The organism is Kineococcus terrestris, assembly GCF_041020755.1.
Taxonomy (GTDB): domain Bacteria; phylum Actinomycetota; class Actinomycetes; order Actinomycetales; family Kineococcaceae; genus Kineococcus; species Kineococcus terrestris.
Window position 1 is genome coordinate 53,692 of record NZ_JBEUEI010000002.1, and the last position, 19,407, is coordinate 73,098.

Below are 19,407 nucleotides of genomic sequence, written 5' to 3' on the forward strand. Positions count from 1 at the left end.
GTACTGTCCGGGACCGGCGCGGGCCCGGAGGACGGGGCCCGCCGGGGCCGTGGCGACGGCGCGCCGGGACCGCCGCCCGCGCGCGGGCGGCGCGCGCCGGCCGGGACGTCGGCGAGGATGGCGGCGTGTCGGGAACGCTCGCGACCCGCGGCGCGCGCGTCGCCGGGGTCGACCTCGCCCGGGCCGTCGCGGTCGCCGGGATGATGACCGTCCACGTGCTGCCGTCCACCTCGACGGGCGCGCAGGGGGTCCTGTACGAGGCCGCTCACGGGCGCGCGTCGGGCCTGTTCGCCGTGCTGGCGGGCGTCTCGCTCGGGCTGGCGACGCGCGGGACGGGGCCGGCCCGCGCCGACCGGGCCGCGGCCCGCACCGGCGTCCTCGTGCGCGGGGCGCTGGTCGCGCTGCTCGGGCTGTTCCTCGTCCTGGCCGGCAGCCGGATCGCGATCATCCTCCCGTACTACGGGCTGGCCTTCGCGCTCGTCCTGCCGTTCCTGTTCGCCCGCGCGCGCACGCTGCTGCCCCTGGCGCTGCTGTGGCTGGCGCTCTCCCCCGTCGCCTCGCTGGCGCTGCGCCGGGCGCTGGGCGTCGACTCGCAGACGGAGCAGCCGACGCCGCTGTGGCTGCTGGCCGCACCGGGACGGCTGCTGGAGACGCTGCTGCTGACCGGCTACTACCCGGTGCTGGGCTGGACCGGGTACCTGCTGCTGGGCCTGGCCGTCTCGCGCCTGGACCTGCGCGAGCGCGCGGCCGGGGTGCGCGTGCTGGGGGGCGGGCTGGTCCTGGCCGCGGGCGGCTGGCTGGCGAGCGCGCTGGCGCTGGGGCCGCTGGGCGGGGCGGCGCGGCTGGCCGCCGACGTGGCCCCGGCCGACCTGGGCACCGTCCTCGGCGAGCCGTTCTACGGGACGGTGCCCACGACGTCGTGGTGGTGGCTGGCCGTGGTGGCCCCGCACTCGGGCTCCCCGCCGGACCTGCTGCACACCAGCGGGACGGCGCTCGCGGTGCTGGGGGCGCTGCTCCTGCTGCCGGCCGCCGCGGTGCGCGTCCTGTCCCCCGTCGCCGCCCTGGGCAGCGTGCCGCTGAGCGCGTACGCCCTGCACGTGGTGGTCCTGGCGGCGTACCCGGGCGACTCCGGGACGCTGCTGGCCGTGCACGTGGTGGGCGCGTGCGTCCTGGCGAGCGTGTGGCGGGCGACCGTGGGGCGCGGCCCGCTGGAGACGCTGGTGGGCGACGCCGGGCGCGCGGGCGCGGCGCTGGTGCGCGGCCCGGCGCGCTGAGCGCGCGCTCCGCGCCCGGTTGCGGGGGGGCGCCGGGGCGGGTGACGATCACGGCTCCCGACCCCCGACCGAGGAGGCCGTGTGACGTGCTCGATCCTGGCGCGCGACGCCGGGACCGGTGAGATCGGCGTGGCGACGCAGTCGCAGGCGCTGGCGGTCGGCAACAGCGTCCCCTTCGCGCAGGTCGGGGTCGGGGTGGTCGCCACCCAGTCCCTGACCGAGCCGATGTACGGGCGGCTGGGCCTGGACCTGCTGGGCGGCGGCCTGACCGTCGACGAGTGCCTGGAGGCGCTGCGCGCGGTGGACCCGCACCCGCAGCGGCGGCAGGTGGCCGTCATGGCCGTGGACGGGGAGACGTCCGTCTACACCGGGGAGGCGTGCGTGGGCGCGGCCGGGCACGCGGTCGGCCGCGACTGCGTGGCGCTGGCCAACATGGCCGACTCGCCCGAGGTGTGGACGTCGATGGTGCGGCGCTTCGAGGAGAGCGGCGGGTCGCTCACCGAGCGCCTGGTGGCGGCCCTGCACGCCGGGGAGGAGGCCGGCGGCGACGTGCGCGGCCAGCGCTCGGCGGCGATCGTCGTGGTCCGCTCGCGCGGCACGGGCCGCCCCTGGCACGACACGGTCGTGGACCTGCGGGTGGACGACGAGGAGGACCCGCTGGCCGAGCTGGACCGCGTCGTGCGGGTGCGCGACCGGTACCAGGCCGCCGTGGAGGCGTTCGACGTGGCCGTGGAGGGCGACGTCGACGACGGCGACCGCCGGCTGCGCGAGCTGCACGAGCGCGGCGCCCTCGACGAGCCCGACCACGTGCTGCGCCGCGCCCTGGTCGCCGGGCTGGCCGGGCGCGAGGACGAGGCCCGCGACCTGATCGGCGGCCTGCGCGAGGAAGCGCCGCACTAGCTGGAGGTCGCGCGGCGCTTCGGCGAGGCCGGCACCGTGCCGGGCGACCTCGTCGAGCGGCTGCTGGCGGGGCGCGCGTGAGCCACCGCGCCCGCGAGCACGACCCCGGCGACCTGGAGGCCGTGCTCGCCGAGGTCGCCGAGGAGGTCCGCCCGCGCCCCGGTGACGAGGAGCACGAGGAGCACGGCGGCGAGGACGCCGGCCGCTTCGGGCTGGCCGTGGCCCGCCTGGACGGCGAGGAGGTCTCCACCGGCGACGCCGAGCACCCCTTCCCCGTGCAGAGCATCGCGAAGGTGTTCGCGCTGACGCTGGCGCTGCAGAAGGTCGGCGAGGACCTGTTCGAGCGGGTGGGCCGCGAGCCGTCCGGCGACCCGTACAACTCCCTCATCCAGCTGGAGCAGGAGGGCGGCCGCCCCCGCAACCCCTTCATCAACTCCGGCGCCCTCGTGGTCTGCGACGTGCTGCTGGACCACTGCGACGACCCGTGGGCGGAGCTGAGCGGGCTGATCGCCGACCTGACGGGCGCCGACGTCGCGGTGGACGAGGAGGTCCTGGCGGCTGAGGGGCGCCGCGGTCACCGCAACGCCTCGATGGCCTACCTGATGAGCTCCTTCGGCAACGTCCACCACGACGTCGACGAGGTCATGGCCCTCTACACCCGGCAGTCGTCGGCGCTGGTGGACTGCCACCGCCTGGCGCGGGCCGTGCGGTTCCTGGCCAACGACGGCGTCGACCCGCGCACGGGCCGGCGGGTGGTCTCCGAGCAGCTCGCGCGGCGGATCAACGCCGTCATGCTCACCACCGGCACGTACGACTCGGCCGGGCAGTTCGCCTACGAAGTGGGCGTCCCCTGCAAGAGCGGGGTGTCCGGGGCGATCGTCGGCGACGTGCCCGGCCGGCTCGGGGTGAGCGTGTGGTCCCCGCCGCTGGACCCGTCGGGCAACTCACGCGCCGGCCGGCGCGCCCTGCACCTGCTCGTCGAGCGTCTCGGGCTGTCCGTCCTCTGACCCCGTCGCGGGCAGCGGCGCCGCGTCGGGGGCGGTCGGGTCGACCTCCGCGGGCTGCTCGGCCACCGGCTCCTCGGCCACCGGCTCCTCGGCCACCGGCTCCTCGGCCACCGGCTCCTCGGCCACCGGCTCCTCGGCCACCGGCTCCTCGGCCACCGGCTCCTCGGCCGCCGGCTCCTCAATCACGGGCTCCTCGGCCACCGGCTCCTCGGCCACCGGCTCCTCGGCCACCGGCTCCTCGGTCACCGGCTCCTCCACGACCGGCTCCTCCACGACCGGCTCCTCCACGACCGGCTCCTGCGGTGCGAGCGGCTCGGTGGCGACCGGTGCCGGCACCACCGGCACGGTCACCACAGGAGCGGGCAGGACCGGCACGACCGGGAGCGGCAGCACGGGAACGGCCGGACGCGCGGGCCGGGGCGCCGGGCGGGCGGGCGGCGCGACCGCCGGCGCGACGGGCGCGGTAGCGGCGACGGGACCCGGCACCGCGGTCGCGGGAGCGGGCACCACGGCGGGCACGGCGGGCACGACGGGCACGACGGGCACGGCGGCCGCCACGACGGCGGCGGCGGGCGAGGGACCCCACCCGGGGTCCGCGGACCCCCAGGAGGCGCTGGGCACGGGCCCCGGGACGGTGGTGGACGCACCGGCCACCGGGACGGCGGTGGTGGTCGCGGCCGCGCCGCGGGGGGACGGCTCACCGGCCGCGCCGGTCGCACCGGCGGCCGCGGGCGCGGAGGTCGCGCCGGTCGCGGCACCGGTGGCGGCGGCGGGCGCCACCGCGGGAGCGGCGAGCGCGGCGGGACGCTCGTCGGCGCGGACGAGGGCGGAGGCGCCGGCGCTGAGGGCGATGCCGAGCGCGGCGCCGACGACGAGCAGGCCGCCGCCGCCGAGGGCGCGCGGGACGGACGTCGGGAGGTGGGTCACGGGGTTCTCCGGGGATCTGCGGACGGTGCGGGCGCCACCGGCGGGCGCGGTGCGCGAACCTACGCAGCGGTGCGGGGCGCGCACGGCGCGCGAGCGACCGCGCGACCCGGACGGCGCACCACCGCGACGCCGGTTCCACCCGTCCTCCCCACCCGCCGGCACGCTCCGGTCAGGCACCGTCACAGCTGCGGGGGGCACCGCGCGCGGGGACCCGGGAACGCCGGGACCCCGCCGACCGGGTGGTCGGCGGGGTCCCGGGACGGACGCGCTGCGGGCGTCAGGCGGTGACGACGACCGGCACGATCATCGGCCGGCGGCGGTGCTTCTGGCTGACCCAGGTGCCGACGGTGCGGCGCACGATCTGCTGCAGCTGGTAGGTGTCCACCGGCCCGGTGGAGGCCTCGTTCAGCGCGGCCTCGACCTTCGAGCGGATGCCGGCGAAGCGGTCGTCGCCGTCGCCGATGAACCCGCGGGCGTTGAACTCCGGCCCGGAGACGACCTTGCCGGTGACCGAGTCCACGGCGACGAAGATGGAGATGAACCCCTCCTCGCCGAGGATGCGGCGGTCCTTCAGGTCCGCCTCGGTGATCTCCCCGACGCTGGAGCCGTCGACGTAGACGTACCCGACGGGCACGGCACCGGTGATGCTGGCCCTGCCGTCGACGAGGTCGACGACGACGCCGTCCTCGGCGATGACGACGCGCTCGCGCGGGACGCCGGTCTTCACCGCCAGGTCGCCGTTGGCGATGAGGTGCCGGTACTCGCCGTGCACGGGCATGACGTTCTTCGGCCGCAGGATGTTGTAGCAGTACAGGAGCTCCCCGGCGCTGGCGTGCCCGGAGACGTGGATCTTCGCGCTCTGCTGGTGCACGACGGTGGCGCCCAGGCGGGCCAGGCCGTTGATGACGCGGTACACCGCGTTCTCGTTGCCCGGGATGAGGGAGCTGGCCAGCACCACCGTGTCGCCGGCGTTGACGGAGATGCGGTGGTCGCGGTTGGCCATCCGCGACAGGGCCGCCATCGGCTCGCCCTGCGAGCCGGTGCACATGAGGACGACGCGGTCCTCGGGCAGGTCGTCGACCTGCTTGAGGTCGATGAGCACGCCCGGGGGCACGTCGAGGTAGCCGAGGTCGGCGGCGATGCCCATGTTGCGGACCATGGAGCGCCCGACGAGGGCGACCTTGCGCCCGTGCGCGTCGGCGGCGTGCAGGACCTGCTGGACGCGGTGCACGTGGCTGGCGAAGGAGGCCACGATGATGCGCCGCTCGGCGCGGCCGAACAGCTGCTCCAGCACGGGGCCGATGTCGCGCTCGGGGGCGGTGAACCCGGGCACCTCGGCGTTGGTGGAGTCCACGCAGAACAGGTCCACGCCCTCCTCGCCGAGGCGGGCGAAGGCGCGCAGGTCGGTGATGCGCCCGTCGAGCGGGAGCTGGTCCATCTTGAAGTCGCCGGTGTGCAGGACGAGGCCGGCGTCGGTGCGGATCGCCACGGCGAGCGCGTCGGGGATGGAGTGGTTGACGGCGATGAACTCGCACGAGAAGGGGCCGAGCTGCTCGGTCTGCCCCTCCTTGACCGCGTGCGTGAACGGCCGGATGCGGTGCTCCTTGAGCTTGGCCTCGATGAGCGCCAGCGTCAGCTGCGAGCCCAGCAGCGGGATGTCCGGGCGCATCCGCAGCAGGTAGGGCACGGCGCCGATGTGGTCCTCGTGCCCGTGGGTGAGGACGACGGCGACGACGTCGTCGAGGCGGTCGGCGATGTGGCCGAAGTCCGGCAGGATCAGGTCGACGCCGGGCTGGTGGTCCTCGGGGAAGAGGACGCCGCAGTCGACGACGAGCAGCTTGCCGCGGTGCTCGAACACCGTCATGTTGCGCCCGACCTCGCCCAGGCCGCCGAGGCCGACGACGCGCAGCGCGCCGTCGGCCAGCGGGGGCGGGCTCGTCAGCTCGGGGTGGGGGTGGCTCATGCGGCTCCTCCTGCGGCCGTGGTGGCCGCGACCGGGTGGTGGGTGGTGCTGGAAGCGATGAGGGACCCGCGCGCCCCGGCGAGGTCGGCGGCGAGGACGGCGACCTCCTCCTCGGTGGCGGCGAGCAGGGGGGCGCGCACGACGCGGTTGCGGGTGACGCCGAGCAGCTCGAGGGCGGCCTTGACGGCGACGACGCCCTGCGTGCGCTCCATGATCCCGCGCACGACGGGCAGCAGTTCGGTGTGCACGGCGCGGGCGGTGGCGAGGTCGCCGGCGTCGACCGCGGCGACCATCCGGGCGTAGGCGCGGCCGGCGACGTGCCCGACGACGCTGACGATCCCGGAGGCGCCGTGCGCGAGGAGCGCGAGGTTGAGCGCGTCCTCGCCGGAGTACCAGGCCAGGTCGGTGCGGGCCAGGACGTGGGAGGTGGCGACGAGGTCGCTCTTGGCGTCCTTGACGGCGACGATCCGCGGGTGCTCGGCGGCGCGCACGAGCGTCTCGGTGGCGATGGCGACGCCGGCGCGGCCGGGGATGTCGTAGAGCATGACCGGCAGGCCGGTGGCGTCGGCGACGGTGCGGAAGTGCTGCAGCAGCGCCGGCTGGGGCGGCTTGGAGTAGTAGGGCGTCACCACGAGCAGGCCGTGGGCGCCGGCGCGCTCGGCGGCGCGGGCGAGCTCGACGCTGTGGGCGGTGTCGTTGGTCCCCGCGCCGGCCACGACGGAGGCGCGGTCGCCGACGGCCTCGAGGACGGCGCGCAGCAGCCGGTCCTTCTCGGCGTCGGAGGTGGTGGGCGACTCGCCGGTGGTCCCGCTGACGACGAGGCCGTCGTGGCCCTCCTCGTCGACGAGGCGGACGGCCAGCTCAGCGGCGGCCGCGGTGTCCAGGGCGCCGTCGTCCGCGAAGGGGGTGACCATCGCGGACAGCACCGCTCCGAAGGGGCGCGGTGGTGTCGGCGCGGTGGCGGTCGGCATGCCCCCGAGGCTACCGCCGCGGGGCGGCACCTCCCCCGCCACCTCACCGGACCCGACGCGGACGCGCCCCGGACGCGGGAGGACCCGGTCGCTGCCCGCTCGGGGGTCCGGGCAGCGACCGGGTCCAGGGGCGTCATCGCGCCCGCCCCGCCGGGCGTTACACCGCCCCCGCTCAAGCCTCGACGGTGACGTGCACGCCGCGCTCGTCCACCACGGCCCGCACGCCCGACAGGCGGTCCACCACCACGTCGGCGTCCAGCGGGCCGTCCGGGTGGGTGGTGCGCACGGCGAGGGTGGCGCAGCCGGCGGCGCGGGCGGCGGCCAGGCCGGCGGGGGCGTCCTCGACGACGAGGCAGTCGGCGGCCTCGACGCCCAGGCGGCGCGCGCCCAGCAGGAAGCACGCCGGGTCGGGCTTGCCGCGCTCGACGTCGTCGAAGGTCACCAGCGCGCCCGGCTCCGGCAGGGCGCCGGCGCGCATGCGGGCCGCGGCCAGGGCGCTGCCGCAGCTGGTCACCACGGCCCACCGGCGCGCCGGCAGCGCGTCGAGCAGGCCGGCCACGCCGGGCAGCTGCACGACGCCGTCGACGTCGGCGATCTCGAGGGCGTCGATGCGCGCGCTGGCGCGGGCGACGGCCTCCTCGTCGGCGCGACCGTCCGCCGGGCCGCCGACGAGCTCGCGCACGATCTCGGCGGCGGGCCGGCCGTGCCCGTGCGCTGCCAGCAGCGCCTCGTGGCCGATGCCGCTCTCGAGCGCCCAGGTCGTCCAGCTGCGCGCGATGGCGGCGGAGGAGTCGACGAGCGTGCCGTCCATGTCGAAGAGGACGGCGGCGAAGGGGCGGCCCCAGGGGGACGCGGGCGTGGAGGTCACCGCCGCACGGTACGAGGAGGTGCCCGTGACCCCCGCGGCTGGGCCGGGCGGTGGGTACCGGCCGCCGCGGGGCACGGCCGGGGCGCTCGCGTGCCAGGCTGGGCGCCGCGCGCCGGGGGGCGTCCACGCGCGGTGGGCGGCGGAGGGCGGCGCGCGGGAGGGGCCACGTGGACGGCGCGACGACCCGGACGGCCGAGCACCCGGTGACGGGGGTGGGCGCGGGGGCAGGCGCGGCGATGTCGCTGGCGACGGTGTGCCTGTCGGGGACGCTGGAGGACAAGCTGCGCGCGGCCGCGGCCGCGGGCTTCGACGCGGTGGAGGTGTTCGAGCCGGACCTGGTGGCGTGCCCGCTGCCGCCGGCGGACGTGCGCCGCCTGGCCGCCGACCTCGGCCTGGCCGTGGCGCTCGCCCAGCCGTTCCGCGACCCGGACTCCACCGACCCGGCGGCGGTCGCCCGCACCCGCGAGCGGTTGCGCCGCAAGGCGCGCACGGCCCGCGCGCTGGGCACCGACCTGCTCCTGGTGTGCAGCGCCGTGGGCGAGGACGCGGTCGGCGACGACGACCGCCTGGCCGGGCAGCTGGCCGCCCTGGCGGACGTGGCCCGCGAGGAGGGCGTGCGGCTGGCGTACGAGGCGCTGGCGTGGGGCCGGCACGTGGCCGACTACCGGCACTCCCTGCGGGTGGTCCGGGCGGCCGGGCACGAGCACCTGGGCGTGTGCCTGGACTCCTTCCACGTCCTGTCCCGCGGCGACGACACGGCCGGTCTGGCCGACGTGCGCGGCGAGGAGGTGTTCTTCCTGCAGCTGGCGGACGCGCCGCGGCTGTCGATGGACGTGCTGCCGTGGAGCCGGCACTTCCGCTGCTTCCCCGGGCAGGGCGACCTGGACGTGGCGGGGTTCACGGCGGCCGTGCTGGCCACCGGGTACGCCGGGCCGCTGTCGCTGGAGGTGTTCAACGACGTCTTCCGCCAGACGGACCCGCGGCGCACGGCCGTGGACGGGCTGCGCTCGCTGCGGCGGCTGGCGGACGTCGTGCACCGCTCGGCCGGGGACGGCTCGGACGGCGGGGACGGCGGGGGGCCGCGCCGGGAGGTGGTGCGCGCGGCCGTGCGCCCGCTGCCGGCGGCGCCCGCCCCGGCGGGCTGGGCGTTCACCGAGGTCGCCGCCCCCGGGCCCGTCGAGGCGGAGGCGTCGGAGCTGCTGCAGCGGCTCGGGTTCGCGCGCGAGGGCCTGCACCGCAGCGCCCCGGTGACGCTGTGGCGCAACGGGCCGGTGCGCGTGGTCGTCAACGCCCGCGCGGCGGGGGCGCAGGACGCGGCCGGCGGCACGGGCGGGGCGCGGATCTCCGCGCTGGGGCTGCGCACGCCGCAGCCGGTGGCGCTGGAGCAGCGCGCGCGCCGGCTCCTGGCGCCCGTGGTGGCGCGGCCGGTGGGCCCGGGCGAGGCGGACATCCCGTCCCTGGAGGCGCCGGACGGGACGTGGCTGCAGTTCTGCCCGCCGGACGACAGCTGGCTGGGCGACTTCACGGCGGCGCCGCCCGCGGTCGCCCACGGCCCGGTGCTGACGGGCGTGGACCACGTCGCGCTGCCGCAGCGGTTCGGGGAGTTCGACACCGCGAGCCTGTTCTTCCAGGCCGTGGTGGGGCTGGAGGCGCTGCCCGGCACGGAGGTCGCCGGCCCGCACGGGCTGGTGCGCAGCCGGGCCCTGACCGACCCGGCCGCCGACCTCAGCGTCGTGCTGAACGTGGGCCCCTCCGGCGCGGCGCTGCGCGGGCGCGCCGTCGTGGCCGGGCACGTGGCGTTCCGCACGCCCGACGCGGTGGCCGCGGCCCGCGCCGTGGCGGCGGGCGGCGGGCGGCTGCTGGCCGTGCCGGGCAACTACTACGACGACCTCGCGGACCGGTACGGGCTGGAGGCCGAGCGGCTCGCGCAGCTGCGGGAGGCGTCGGTGCTGTACGAGCGGGACGCCGACGGGGAGCTGCTGCACTTCTACACGGCCTCGCTGACGGGCGGGCTGTTCGTGGAGGTCGTGCAGCGCACGGGGACGCACCGCGGGTTCGGCGGCACCGACGCCGCGGTGCGCCTGGCGGCTCAGTCGCGCTGGAGCGCATGAACGGTCCGCGCACCGGGTAGGCCCGTCTCGTCACGACCGAGGAGACGGGAGACGTCCGTGCAGATCGGCTACAAGCTCGCCACCGAGGCCTTCGGGCCGAAGGAGATCATCCGCCAGGCCGTGGCCGCCGAGGAGGCCGGCTACGACTTCGTCGAGATGAGCGACCACTTCCACCCGTGGCTGGACGTGCAGGGCCACTCCGCGTTCACGTGGAACCTGCTGTCGGCGATCGCGGCGAAGACCGAGCGGATCGGCCTGGTGACGGGGGTGACGTGCCCGTCGTTCCGCTACCACCCGGCGATCATCGCGCAGGCCGCCGCGACGCTGGCGATCATCTCCGACGGCCGGTTCACCCTCGGCGTCGGCGCCGGCGAGCGCCTCAACGAGCACGTCGTCGGCACGCCGTTCCCGCAGGTCGCCGAGCGCCACGAGCGCTTCCGCGAGGCCCTGGAGATCATCCACCTGCTGTGGCGGGGCGGGTACCGCAGCTACGAGGGCAAGCACCTGCGGCTGGACGACGCCCGGGTGTTCGACCTGCCCGAGGAGCTGCCGGTCGTCGCGGTCGCCGCGAGCGGCCCGGTGTCGGCGCGGATCGCCGCGGAGCTGGGCACCGGCCTGTTCGCCACGGAACCGAAGGGCGACATGGTGGCCCGGTGGAAGGAGCTGGGCGGCAGCGGACCGGCGTACGCCGAGGTGCCGATGGCGTGGGCGCCGGACGAGCAGACCGCCGTGGACGCGGTGCTGGAGAAGAGCCGCTGGGCCGTCACGGGCTGGAAGGTCATGTCGGAGCTGCCGAACCCGGTGAACTTCGACGCCGCCACGCGGACGGTGACCGGGGACCACGTGCGCGAGATGTTCGCCGTCGGCCCCGACGTCGGGCAGTACCTGCAGAACGCGCAGCAGTACGTCGACGCGGGTTTCGACCACCTCGTCACCCAGAACGCCGGGCCGGACCCGGACGGTTTCCTGGACTTCTTCTCCCGCGAGCTGGCGGCACCGCTGCGGGCGCTGACCCCCAGCGCGGGCTGACGGGGACCGCGGTGACGAGGAACCCGGGGAACCGGCGGCGCGCGGCGGGGTGGCTGCTGCTGCCGGTGCTGCTGGCCGGGTGCACGGCGGGCACCGGCGCGGAGGTGGACGCCACCGGCGCACCGGCGGGCGCGCAGAGCCCCTCCCCGTCGGCGACGGGCGCGGACGGGAGCGCCGGCGAGTCCGCGGCGGCCGGCGCGCAGGACCTCCAGGACGCCTACCAGCGGGTCATCGCGCAGGTCCTGCCCTCGGTCGTGGAGATCCGCACGAGTTCCGGCCTGGGCAGCGGCGTGGTCCTGGACGACGACGGCAACATCGTCACCAACGCCCACGTCGTCGGGCAGGAGACGGAGTTCCAGGTCACCTTCGCCACGTCCCCCACCCCCTACCGGGGGACCCTCGTGGGCACCTACCCGGAGAACGACCTGGCCGTCGTCAACGTGCGGGGGGTCCCCGAGCTGCGCCCGGCGGAGCTCGGGGACTCCGACGCCGTCGAGGTGGGCGACCTCGTCCTCGCGATGGGCAACCCGCTGGGGCTCTCGGCCAGCGTGACCGACGGCATCGTCTCGGCCACCGGCCGCACGGTCACCGAACCGCCCAGCGAGGCCGTGCCGGCGGGCGCCGTCCTGCCGGGCACGATCCAGACGTCGGCCGCCATCAACCCCGGGAACTCCGGCGGCGCGCTCGTGGACCTGGACGGCCAGGTCGTCGGGATCCCCACGCTCGCGGCGACCAACGCCTCCCAGGGCGGGAACGCACCGGCGCCCGGGATCGGTTTCGCCATCCCGTCGAACACGGTGGCCGACGTCGCGGAGCAGCTGGTGCGCGACGGGGAGGTCACGAGCACGAACCGCGCCGCGCTGGGCGTGACCGTCACGACGCTGGCGGACCCCTCGGGCCGGCCCGCCGGTGCCGGGGTCGTGGCGGTCGAGCCGGGCGGCGGCGCCGAGGCGGCCGGGATCCGGCCCGGGGACGTCGTCACGGCCGTCGACGGTCGGCCGGTGGACAGCGCCGCGGGCCTGTCCACCGTCCTGGCCGACCTGGAGGTCGGCGACACCGTGGACGTCACCGTCCTGCGCGACGGCGACGAGCAGGTCCTGAGCGTGACGCTCGGCGAGCTGCCGGCGGGGTGAGCGTGGCCGCGGCGGGAGGACGGCGGCGCGGGCGCGCGGTGCTGGGCGCCGCGGCCGCCGCCCTCCTGCTGGGTTCCTGCACCACCGGCGGCGCGGGCGGTCCGGCGCCGCCCGGGGACGGCGGCGACGGCGACGGCGACGGCGACGGCGACGGCGACGGCGACGGCGACCTGGGACCGTCGCTGACGGCGGCGCCCGCGACGCCCGGCGCCGTCGTGGGCGGCGGCGACGGCCCGCCCGGCGCCCCGGGCTACGACGTGTTCGCCGACGAGGCGGTCCCGGAGGAGGTCCGCGAGGCGGGCACGGACGCGTGGGCGACGTACGACACCAACGACGCCCTCGTGCGCCGGGCCCCGTGGGGGCTGCCGCACCAGCAGGGCCCGTGGGTGGACCGCGACTACTGGGCGCCGGGGGTCCTGCCGATCGGCGACACCTGGTTCGCGTACTCCGCGGTGCGGGTCGCGCCGGACCGCTTCTGCCTCACCGTGGCCGAGGGCCCGGGACCGGAGGGCCCGTTCCGCGACACCACCGGGGACGCCCCGCTGCAGTGCCAGCCCGTCGAGCGCGACCCGCAGGGATCCATCGACCCGCAGCCGTGGCGCGACCCGGCGACGGGGCGCACGTTCCTGCTGTGGAAGGCCGCCGGGAAGCTGGACGTGCGCGAGTCCTCGATCCAGGCCGTCGAGCTGGGCGACGACGGGCGCCCCCTGCCGGGCGCCGGACCCGTCACCCTGCTGGAGACGAACCGGGACGCGGCCTGGGAGGGCAGCACGGTCGAGAACCCCTCGATGGTGACCTTCGAGGGCACCACGTACCTGTTCTACTCCGCCAACTACTCCGGTGTCCTCGACCACAGCGCCCGCAGCGACCACGCCACCGGGTACGCGGTGTGCCCGGACGGCCCGACCGCCCCGTGCACGCGCCCGGAACCGGCCGAACCCCTGCTGGCCAGCCAGGGCACGGTCCAGGGCCCGGGCGGGTCGAACGGGTTCGTCGACGCCGAGGGGACCCTGCGGGTGGCGTACTCGGCGTTCTGGCTCGGGGAGGACCGCGGCGGGGACCAGCCCCACCCGCGCCGGCTCGGGATCGCGACGCTGGAACGCGCCCCGGACGGCACGCTGGACGTCGTGGACGGCCCCGTGCCCACCGGTCACGAGGTGACCGGCGCGCACGTCGTGCGCGGGGCGATCCAGTCGGCCTGGGGCGACACCGGCTGGGAGGCGGGACCGCTCGGGTTCCCCGTCAGCGACGAGCACGAGGTGCCGCGGGGACTGCGCAGCGACTTCAAGGGCGGTTCCCTGGTGTTCGACACGGTGACCGGTGAGGTCACCCGCCGCTGACCGGCCTCACAGCTCGGTGGCCACCTCCCCGGTGCCGCCCGCACCGCCCGTCGTGCTGCCCGGCCGCGCCGCCCGCAGGTCCTCGCGGACGCTGGCGATGGTCTCCTCGGGCAGCAGCGTCCCGATGCGCTTGAGCTCGGCGAGCCCCGCGGAGGCCAGGGCGGCCGCTCCCCCGCCGTAGAGGAGGGTGGCCACGAGGGCGGCGCTGGGCGCGGGCAGGACCTTGCCGAGGGTGCGCACGACGAACGCGGCGGACGTCCCGGTGGCCAGCCCCCCGAGGACGGCGGCCCCGCCCAGCAGCGCGGCCCCCCTCCCCGCCTCGCGGGCCTTGGCCAGCAGCTCCTGCTGGCCCCGGCGCACCTCGGCGCGCACCAGGCGCGCGGTGTCGGAGGTGAGCTCGTCGACGAGCTCACCGGCGGTGCGGTGCTGCTCTCCGGTCATGGTGTCCTCCTGGTCGTGGAACCGGTCGTGGAACTGGTCGCGGGACGGCGGGTCACGGGCCGGTGGTCCCCGCGGTGCGGTCCTGCGACGGCACGGCACCGGGCACCTCCGCCCGGGCCGAGCCGTCCCCGAGCTCGGTGGCCGGGACGACGCTGAGGGTCCCGTCGCTCTCCAGGACGTCGGCGGCGGAGTCGAACCACACGCCCTCCCCCTACCCCGGTGCGCGCGGTCGCACGCGGTCCACCGGGCCGGGCCGGGCGGCCGCCCCTACCGTCGGGGCATGACGGCCACGACCGGTCCGGCCCCCTCCCCCGTGAGCGCCCCCGACCCCGCCCCGGCGCCGGAGCCGGGCGGCGAGCGCCCGTGGGACCTGCTCGTGGTGGGCGGCGGGACGGCCGGGATGCTCGCGGCGCGCACGGGTGCGGACCTGGGGGCGCGCGTCCTGCTGGTGGAGCGGGACCGCACGGGCGGGGACTGCCTGTGGACGGGGTGCGTGCCGTCGAAGGCGCTGCTGGCCGCGGCCGCGACGGTGCGCGCCGCCCGCGCGGCGCAGCGCTACGGCCTGGGCGCGCCGGGGCCGGTCGACGACGCGGCCGTCCTGGAGCACGTGCGCTCGGCGGTGCGGCGCATCGCGCCCGTGGACTCGCCGGAGGCGCTGCGCGCGCGGGGCGTCACCGTCGCCCACGGGGAGGTGCGCCTCGTCGGGCCCGGCGCGGCCCTGGTGGACGGGCGGCCCGTGCGCTTCGACCGGGCGGTGCTGGCGACGGGGTCGGCGCCCGCGGTGCCCCCGTCGCTCGCGGCGCTGGGCCCGGAGCACCTGCTGACCCACGAGACGCTGTGGGACGTGCAGCGGCTGCCCGGGCGCGTCCTCGTGCTGGGCGGCGGCAGCAGCGGGTGCGAGTTCGCGCAGGCGCTGGCGCGCCTGGGCCGCGAGGTGGTGCTCGTGGAGACCGGGGACCGGCTGCTGCCCGCGGAGGACCCGGCCGCGTCGGCGGTGGTGCGCGCCGCCCTGGAGGCCGACGGGGTGCGGGTGCTGACGTCGGCGTCGGTGACGGGCGCGCACGCCGCGGCCGGCGGCGGGGTGCGCGCGCAGGTGGGCACGGGCGCGCCGCGCGGGGTGACCGTCGAGGTCGACGCGGTGCTGGTGGCGGCGGGGCGCGTCCCGCGCACCGCCGGGCTGGGCTGCGAGGACGCCGGGGTGGCGCTGGACGGGCGCGGGGCCGTCGTCGTCGACGAGCGGCTGCGCACGAGCGCGGCCCGCGTGTGGGCCGCCGGGGACGTCACCGCCCGCCCCCGCTACACGCACACCGCGGGCGTGGACGGCACGACCGCCGCGCTCAACGCCCTGCTCGGCCTGCGGCGGCGCGCGGAGCCGCACGTGCCGCGGGTGACCTTCACCGACCCGGAGGTCGCGGCGACCGGGGCGTCCCCGGGCGGCCCGCTGCCGGACGGCTGGCGGCTGCTGGAGCTGGGCGCCGGGCACGTGGACCGGGCGGTCGCGGACGACCGGACGGAGGGCCTGACCCGGCTGGTCGTGGACCGCGCCGGGCGCGTGCGGGGCGCCACGGTGGTCTCCCCGCGCGCCGGTGAGGTGCTCGCCGAGCTGCAGCTGGCGCTGGTGCGCGGCCTGCGGGTGCGGGACCTGGTCGCGTCCCTGCACCCCTACCCCACCTACGCCGACGGGCCGTGGAACGCGGCCGTGGCGGACCTGTGGTCCACCCTGTCCCGGCCGCCCGTGGGCACGGCGCTGCGCGGCTGGGCCGGCGCGCGCCGCGGCTGGACGCGCTTGACCGGCCGCTGACCGGCCGCCGACCCGCCGCGGGTCGCCCGCGGGTCAGCCGCGCGAGCGCGCCCGGACCCGCAGCCGGCGGCTCACCACGACGATGTCCACGACGGCCACCACGGCCAGCAGGGCCAGGACGAACCCGGGCCCGCGCGCCCCGCCGGGCCCGGCGCCGGACAGCCAGAAGGCCGCCAGCAGGGCGCACACGACGAGGCCGAAGACGGCCAGGACCAGGCGCAGCCGCAGCGGTGAGCGCGCGGTGCGCGCCTCGGTGCCGGTGCGCCCGCGGGGCTGCTCCGGGGGCACGCGCCCCGGCTCGTCACCGCCCGCAGCGGCGGGGTCCCGCTGCACCCGCGGACGGTCGTCCCGCACTCGTCGCTCGTCCATGCCGGTGGGGTACCCGGACACGGACGGCTCCATGCGCGTGTCCCCGGCTGCACGGCGCCGACGGGGTGCGTAGCGTCGCCCGCGGTCCACCCCCGGCCGGGGGGTGGCGTCGAGCGTGGAGGGGACGCGCGTGCTGGGACTGCCCGAGGGGGTCACCGCCCTGCTCTTCGACCTGGACGGGGTGCTGACCGACACCGCCGCCGTCCACAACGCCGCCTGGAAGGACACCTTCGACGGCTTCCTGGGCAGCCGGGAGGCGGGGCCGGGCGAGGACCTGCGCCCCTTCGACCCGGAGGCCGACTACCTGTCGTACGTGGACGGCAAGCCGCGCCTGGACGGGGTGCGCGACTTCCTGGCCAGCCGCGGGATCGTGCTGCCGGAGGGCTCGCCCGACGACGGCCCGGACGCCGCGACCGTGCACGGGCTGGGCAACCGCAAGAACGCGGACGTGCTGCACCGGATCGCCACCGACGGCGTGGAGGTGTACGACGGCTCGCGCCGCTACCTGGAGGCGGCCCGCGCGGCCGGGGCGCGCACGGCGCTGGTGTCCTCCAGCGCCAACGCGCAGCAGGTGCTGGAGGTCACCGGCCTCGACGCGTACATCGAGGTGCGCGTGGACGGGGTGACGCTGCGCGAGGAGCACCTGGCCGGCAAGCCGGCGCCCGACACGTTCGTGCGCGCCGCGCAGCTGCTGGGCGTCGGCGTGGGGGCCGCGGCGGTCTTCGAGGACGCGCTGTCCGGCGTGGCCGCCGGTCGCGCCGGGGGGTTCGGGCACGTGGTCGGCGTCGACCGCGCCGGGCAGGCCGCGGCGCTGCGGGAGAACGGCGCCGACGTCGTCGTGCAGGACCTGGCCGAGCTGCTGGAGGGGTCGCGGTGACCGACGAGAACGAGTCCGAGCAGCGCGACCGCTCCACCCCGCCGGTGTTCCCGGTCGACGCGTGGTGCGTGCGCGAACCCGAGTTCAGCCTGGACCACCTGGCGCGCACCGAGTCGGTGTTCGCGCTGTCCAACGGCCACATCGGCTTCCGCGGCAACCTCGACGAGGGCGAGCCGCACGGCATGCCGGGCACCTACCTGGGTTCGTTCTACGAGGAGCGGCCGATGCCGCACGCCGAGGCCGGGTACGGCTTCCCCGAGGTCGGGCAGACGGTCGTCAACGTCACCGACGGCAAGCTGGTGCGGCTGCTGGTGGACGACGAGCCGTTCGACCTGCGCTACGGCACGCTGCACCGGCACGAGCGGCGGCTGGACCTGCGCGCCGGGACGCTGGTGCGCGAGGTCGACTGGACCTCCCCCGCGGGGCAGCGGGTGCGGATCCGCTCCACCCGCCTGGTGTCCTTCACGCAGCGCGCCGTGGCCGCCGTGGAGTTCGTCGCCGAGGCGGTGGACCGCCCGGCCCGCCTGACCCTGCAGTCGGAGCTGGTGGCCAACGAGACGCTGCCGCACCGCAGCGGCGACCCGCGGGTGGCCGCCGTCCTGGACCGCCCGCTGGTCGCGATCGGCCGGCACACCAACGGCCGCGGCGCGGTGCTCCTGCACGAGACCCGCGCCAGCGGGCTGCGGCTGGCCGCCGGCATGGTCAACGAGGTGGACACCGACGTGCGCGTCACGGTGGACACCGACAGCGCCGACGACTGGGCGCGCACCACCGTCGTGGCGGCGGTGGAACCCGGCCAGCCCGTGCGGCTGGTCAAGCACGTCGCCTACGGCTGGTCGGCGCGCCGCTCGGCGCCCGCGCTGCGCGACCAGGTCGCCGGCGCGCTCAGCGGGGCGCAGTTCACCGGCTGGGAGGGCCTGCTCGCCGAGCAGCGCGCCTACCTGGACGAGTTCTGGCGCGCCGCGGACGTCGAGGTCGACGGCGACGCGGAGATCCAGCAGGCCGTGCGGTTCGCGCTGTTCCACGTCCTGCAGGCCGGTGCGCGCGCGGAGCGGCGCGGCATCGCCGCCAAGGGCCTGACCGGGCCCGGCTACGACGGGCACTGCTTCTGGGACACCGAGGCCCTCGTGCTGCCGGTCCTCACGTACACCGCGCCCGACGCGGCCGGGGACGCGCTGCACTGGCGCTGGTCGACCCTGGACCAGGCGCGCCAGCGGGCCCGGGAGCTGGGCCTGCGGGGCGCGGCGTTCCCGTGGCGGACCATCAGCGGGCAGGAGACCTCCGGGTACTGGCCGGCCGGGACGGCGGCGTTCCACGTCAACGCCGACGTCGCCGCGGCCGTCGAGCGCTACCGCGTCGTCACCGGCGACACCCGGCTGGAGGACGAGATCGGGCTGGAGCTGCTCGTCGAGACCGCCCGGCTGTGGATGTCGCTGGGCCACCACGACCGCGACGGGAAGTGGCACGTCGTGGGCGTCACCGGCCCCGACGAGTACACCGCGGTCGTGGCGGACAACGTGTTCACGAACCTCGCCGCGGCGCACAACCTGCGCTCGGCGGCCGCGGCGGCCACCCGCAACCTCGACGCGGCCGGCCGGCTGGGCGTGGACCTGGAGGAGGTGGCCCGCTGGCGCGACGCCGCCGCGGCCGCCTACGTCCCCTACGACGCGGACCTGGGCGTGCACCAGCAGTCGGAGGGGTTCACCCGCCTGCCCGAGTGGGACTTCGAGCACGAGTCGTCGTACCCGCTGCTGCTGCACCGGCCCTACTTCGACCTGTACCGGCGCCAGGTCATCAAGCAGGCGGACCTGGCGATGGCGATGTTCTGGTTCGGCGAGCGGTTCACCCCCGAGGAGAAGGCCCGCAACACCGACTACTACGAGCGGCGCACCGTGCGCGACTCCTCCCTGTCGGCGTGCGTGCAGGCCGTCGTGGCCGCCGAGACGGGCCACCTGGAACTGGCGCACGACTACGCCTACGAGGCCGCGGGCGTGGACCTGCGCGACCTGCACCGCAACACCGCCGACGGCCTGCACATCGCCTCGCTGGCCGGGACGTGGGTGGCGCTGGTCAACGGGTTCGGGGGTCTGCGCGAGACCGACGGTCGCCTGCACCTGGACCCGCAGCTGCCCAGCGGCATCACCCGCCTGGCGTTCTCGCTGCGCTGGCACGGGCACACGCTGCGCGTGGAGGTGCACCCCGACGAGGTCGTCTACTCGCTGCCGCACTGCGTCGACGGCGAGATCGCCCTCGTCCACGCCGGCGAGGACGTCGTCGTCACGTCCGCGGAACCGGTGCGGCGCAAGATCCTGCCGCGCCACCCGCTGCTGCCGCGGCCGGTGCAGCCGCCCGGGCGCGAACCGGTGCACCGGGCCAGCGGGCCGCGCTGAGGCGCC

17 protein-coding genes are annotated in these 19,407 nt (G+C 77.3%); 10 read left to right on the forward strand and 7 right to left on the reverse strand.

All coding sequences use genetic code 11. The annotated features are described in order from the left end of the window. The first annotated feature begins 125 nt into the window (after nt 1–125). The 3 genes from AB8M62_RS01555 (at nt 126) to glsA (ending at nt 3,181) form a co-directional block, all read left to right on the forward strand. Nucleotides 126–1,274, forward strand: coding sequence for a heparan-alpha-glucosaminide N-acetyltransferase domain-containing protein (locus AB8M62_RS01555; protein ID WP_369068430.1), 1,149 nt, complete (start codon nt 126–128; stop codon nt 1,272–1,274). A gap of 81 nt (nt 1,275–1,355) precedes the next feature. Then, nucleotides 1,356–2,174 (forward strand): DUF1028 domain-containing protein, encoded by an 819-nt coding sequence (locus AB8M62_RS01560; RefSeq protein WP_369068431.1) that lies wholly within the window; start codon nt 1,356–1,358, stop codon nt 2,172–2,174. A 77-nt stretch (nt 2,175–2,251) separates the two neighbouring features. After that, nucleotides 2,252–3,181 (forward strand): glutaminase A, encoded by a 930-nt coding sequence (glsA, locus tag AB8M62_RS01565; RefSeq protein WP_369068432.1) that lies wholly within the window; start codon nt 2,252–2,254, stop codon nt 3,179–3,181. On the opposite strand, the gene AB8M62_RS01570 is transcribed toward glsA, so the two are convergent. From AB8M62_RS01570 to AB8M62_RS01585, 4 genes are all read right to left on the reverse strand, one after another. Then, nucleotides 3,119–4,108 carry a hypothetical protein gene (locus AB8M62_RS01570; protein WP_369068433.1) on the reverse strand — a complete coding sequence of 330 codons (990 nt, stop codon included), beginning with the start codon at nt 4,106–4,108 and terminating at the stop codon, nt 3,119–3,121. The two genes, glsA and AB8M62_RS01570, sit on opposite strands and share 63 nt — an antisense overlap. A gap of 277 nt (nt 4,109–4,385) precedes the next feature. Then, nucleotides 4,386–6,071 (reverse strand): ribonuclease J, encoded by a 1,686-nt coding sequence (locus AB8M62_RS01575; protein WP_369068435.1) that lies wholly within the window; start codon nt 6,069–6,071, stop codon nt 4,386–4,388. Then, nucleotides 6,068–7,042: a 4-hydroxy-tetrahydrodipicolinate synthase gene (dapA, locus tag AB8M62_RS01580; RefSeq protein WP_369052954.1), complete on the reverse strand. Its 975-nt coding sequence runs from the start codon at nt 7,040–7,042 to the stop codon at nt 6,068–6,070. Before dapA ends, AB8M62_RS01575 begins: the two co-directional genes overlap by 4 nt. A 172-nt stretch (nt 7,043–7,214) precedes the next feature. Further along, a complete protein-coding gene (locus AB8M62_RS01585; RefSeq protein ID WP_369052953.1) occupies nt 7,215–7,910 on the reverse strand; it encodes an HAD-IA family hydrolase in 696 nt (231 codons plus the stop codon). A 167-nt stretch (nt 7,911–8,077) separates the two neighbouring features. Between AB8M62_RS01585 and AB8M62_RS01590 the strand changes: the two genes are divergently transcribed. Genes AB8M62_RS01590 through AB8M62_RS01605 form a run of 4 tightly spaced genes read left to right on the forward strand, consistent with a single transcriptional unit; the run spans nt 8,078 to nt 13,523 of the window. Continuing rightward, nucleotides 8,078–10,021, forward strand: a complete 1,944-nt coding sequence (locus tag AB8M62_RS01590; RefSeq protein ID WP_369068436.1) for a sugar phosphate isomerase/epimerase and 4-hydroxyphenylpyruvate domain-containing protein — start codon at nt 8,078–8,080, stop codon at nt 10,019–10,021. A gap of 57 nt (nt 10,022–10,078) precedes the next feature. After that, a complete protein-coding gene (locus AB8M62_RS01595; protein ID WP_369052949.1) occupies nt 10,079–11,050 on the forward strand; it encodes a TIGR03557 family F420-dependent LLM class oxidoreductase in 972 nt (323 codons plus the stop codon). 11 nt (nt 11,051–11,061) lie between these two features. Further along, nucleotides 11,062–12,183, forward strand: a complete 1,122-nt coding sequence (locus AB8M62_RS01600) for a S1C family serine protease (RefSeq protein ID WP_369068437.1) — start codon at nt 11,062–11,064, stop codon at nt 12,181–12,183. Beyond that, on the forward strand, nt 12,180–13,523 hold the full coding sequence (locus AB8M62_RS01605) for a family 43 glycosylhydrolase (protein WP_369068438.1): 1,344 nt from the start codon (nt 12,180–12,182) through the stop codon (nt 13,521–13,523). Before AB8M62_RS01600 ends, AB8M62_RS01605 begins: the two co-directional genes overlap by 4 nt. 6 nt (nt 13,524–13,529) lie before the next feature. Here the strand turns inward: AB8M62_RS01605 and AB8M62_RS01610 are convergent, their stop codons facing one another. Together AB8M62_RS01610 and AB8M62_RS01615 are read right to left on the reverse strand one after the other, a co-directional pair. Continuing rightward, the gene (locus AB8M62_RS01610; protein WP_369052945.1) at nt 13,530–13,964 is read right to left on the reverse strand and encodes a phage holin family protein; all 435 of its coding nucleotides are present in this window, start codon (nt 13,962–13,964) and stop codon (nt 13,530–13,532) included. A 52-nt stretch (nt 13,965–14,016) separates the two neighbouring features. Further along, nucleotides 14,017–14,166, reverse strand: coding sequence for a hypothetical protein (locus tag AB8M62_RS01615; protein WP_369068439.1), 150 nt, complete (start codon nt 14,164–14,166; stop codon nt 14,017–14,019). A gap of 78 nt (nt 14,167–14,244) precedes the next feature. Here AB8M62_RS01615 and AB8M62_RS01620 point away from each other — a divergent pair, with 78 nt between their 5' ends. Beyond that, complete coding sequence (locus AB8M62_RS01620; RefSeq protein ID WP_369068440.1) at nt 14,245–15,765, forward strand: dihydrolipoyl dehydrogenase family protein; 1,521 nt, start codon at nt 14,245–14,247, stop codon at nt 15,763–15,765. A 33-nt stretch (nt 15,766–15,798) separates the two neighbouring features. Here AB8M62_RS01620 and AB8M62_RS01625 read toward each other — a convergent pair whose 3' ends face one another. Beyond that, a complete protein-coding gene (locus tag AB8M62_RS01625) occupies nt 15,799–16,134 on the reverse strand; it encodes a DUF6343 family protein (protein ID WP_369052940.1) in 336 nt (111 codons plus the stop codon). Between the two features lie 130 nt (nt 16,135–16,264). Between AB8M62_RS01625 and AB8M62_RS01630 the strand changes: the two genes are divergently transcribed. Together AB8M62_RS01630 and AB8M62_RS01635 are read left to right on the forward strand one after the other, a co-directional pair. Beyond that, entirely contained in the window at nt 16,265–17,011 is a 747-nt protein-coding gene (locus AB8M62_RS01630; RefSeq protein WP_369068441.1) for a beta-phosphoglucomutase family hydrolase, read from the forward strand. Continuing rightward, nucleotides 17,008–19,401 (forward strand): glycoside hydrolase family 65 protein, encoded by a 2,394-nt coding sequence (locus AB8M62_RS01635; protein ID WP_369052938.1) that lies wholly within the window; start codon nt 17,008–17,010, stop codon nt 19,399–19,401. Before AB8M62_RS01630 ends, AB8M62_RS01635 begins: the two co-directional genes overlap by 4 nt. The last annotated feature ends 6 nt before the right edge of the window (nt 19,402–19,407 follow it).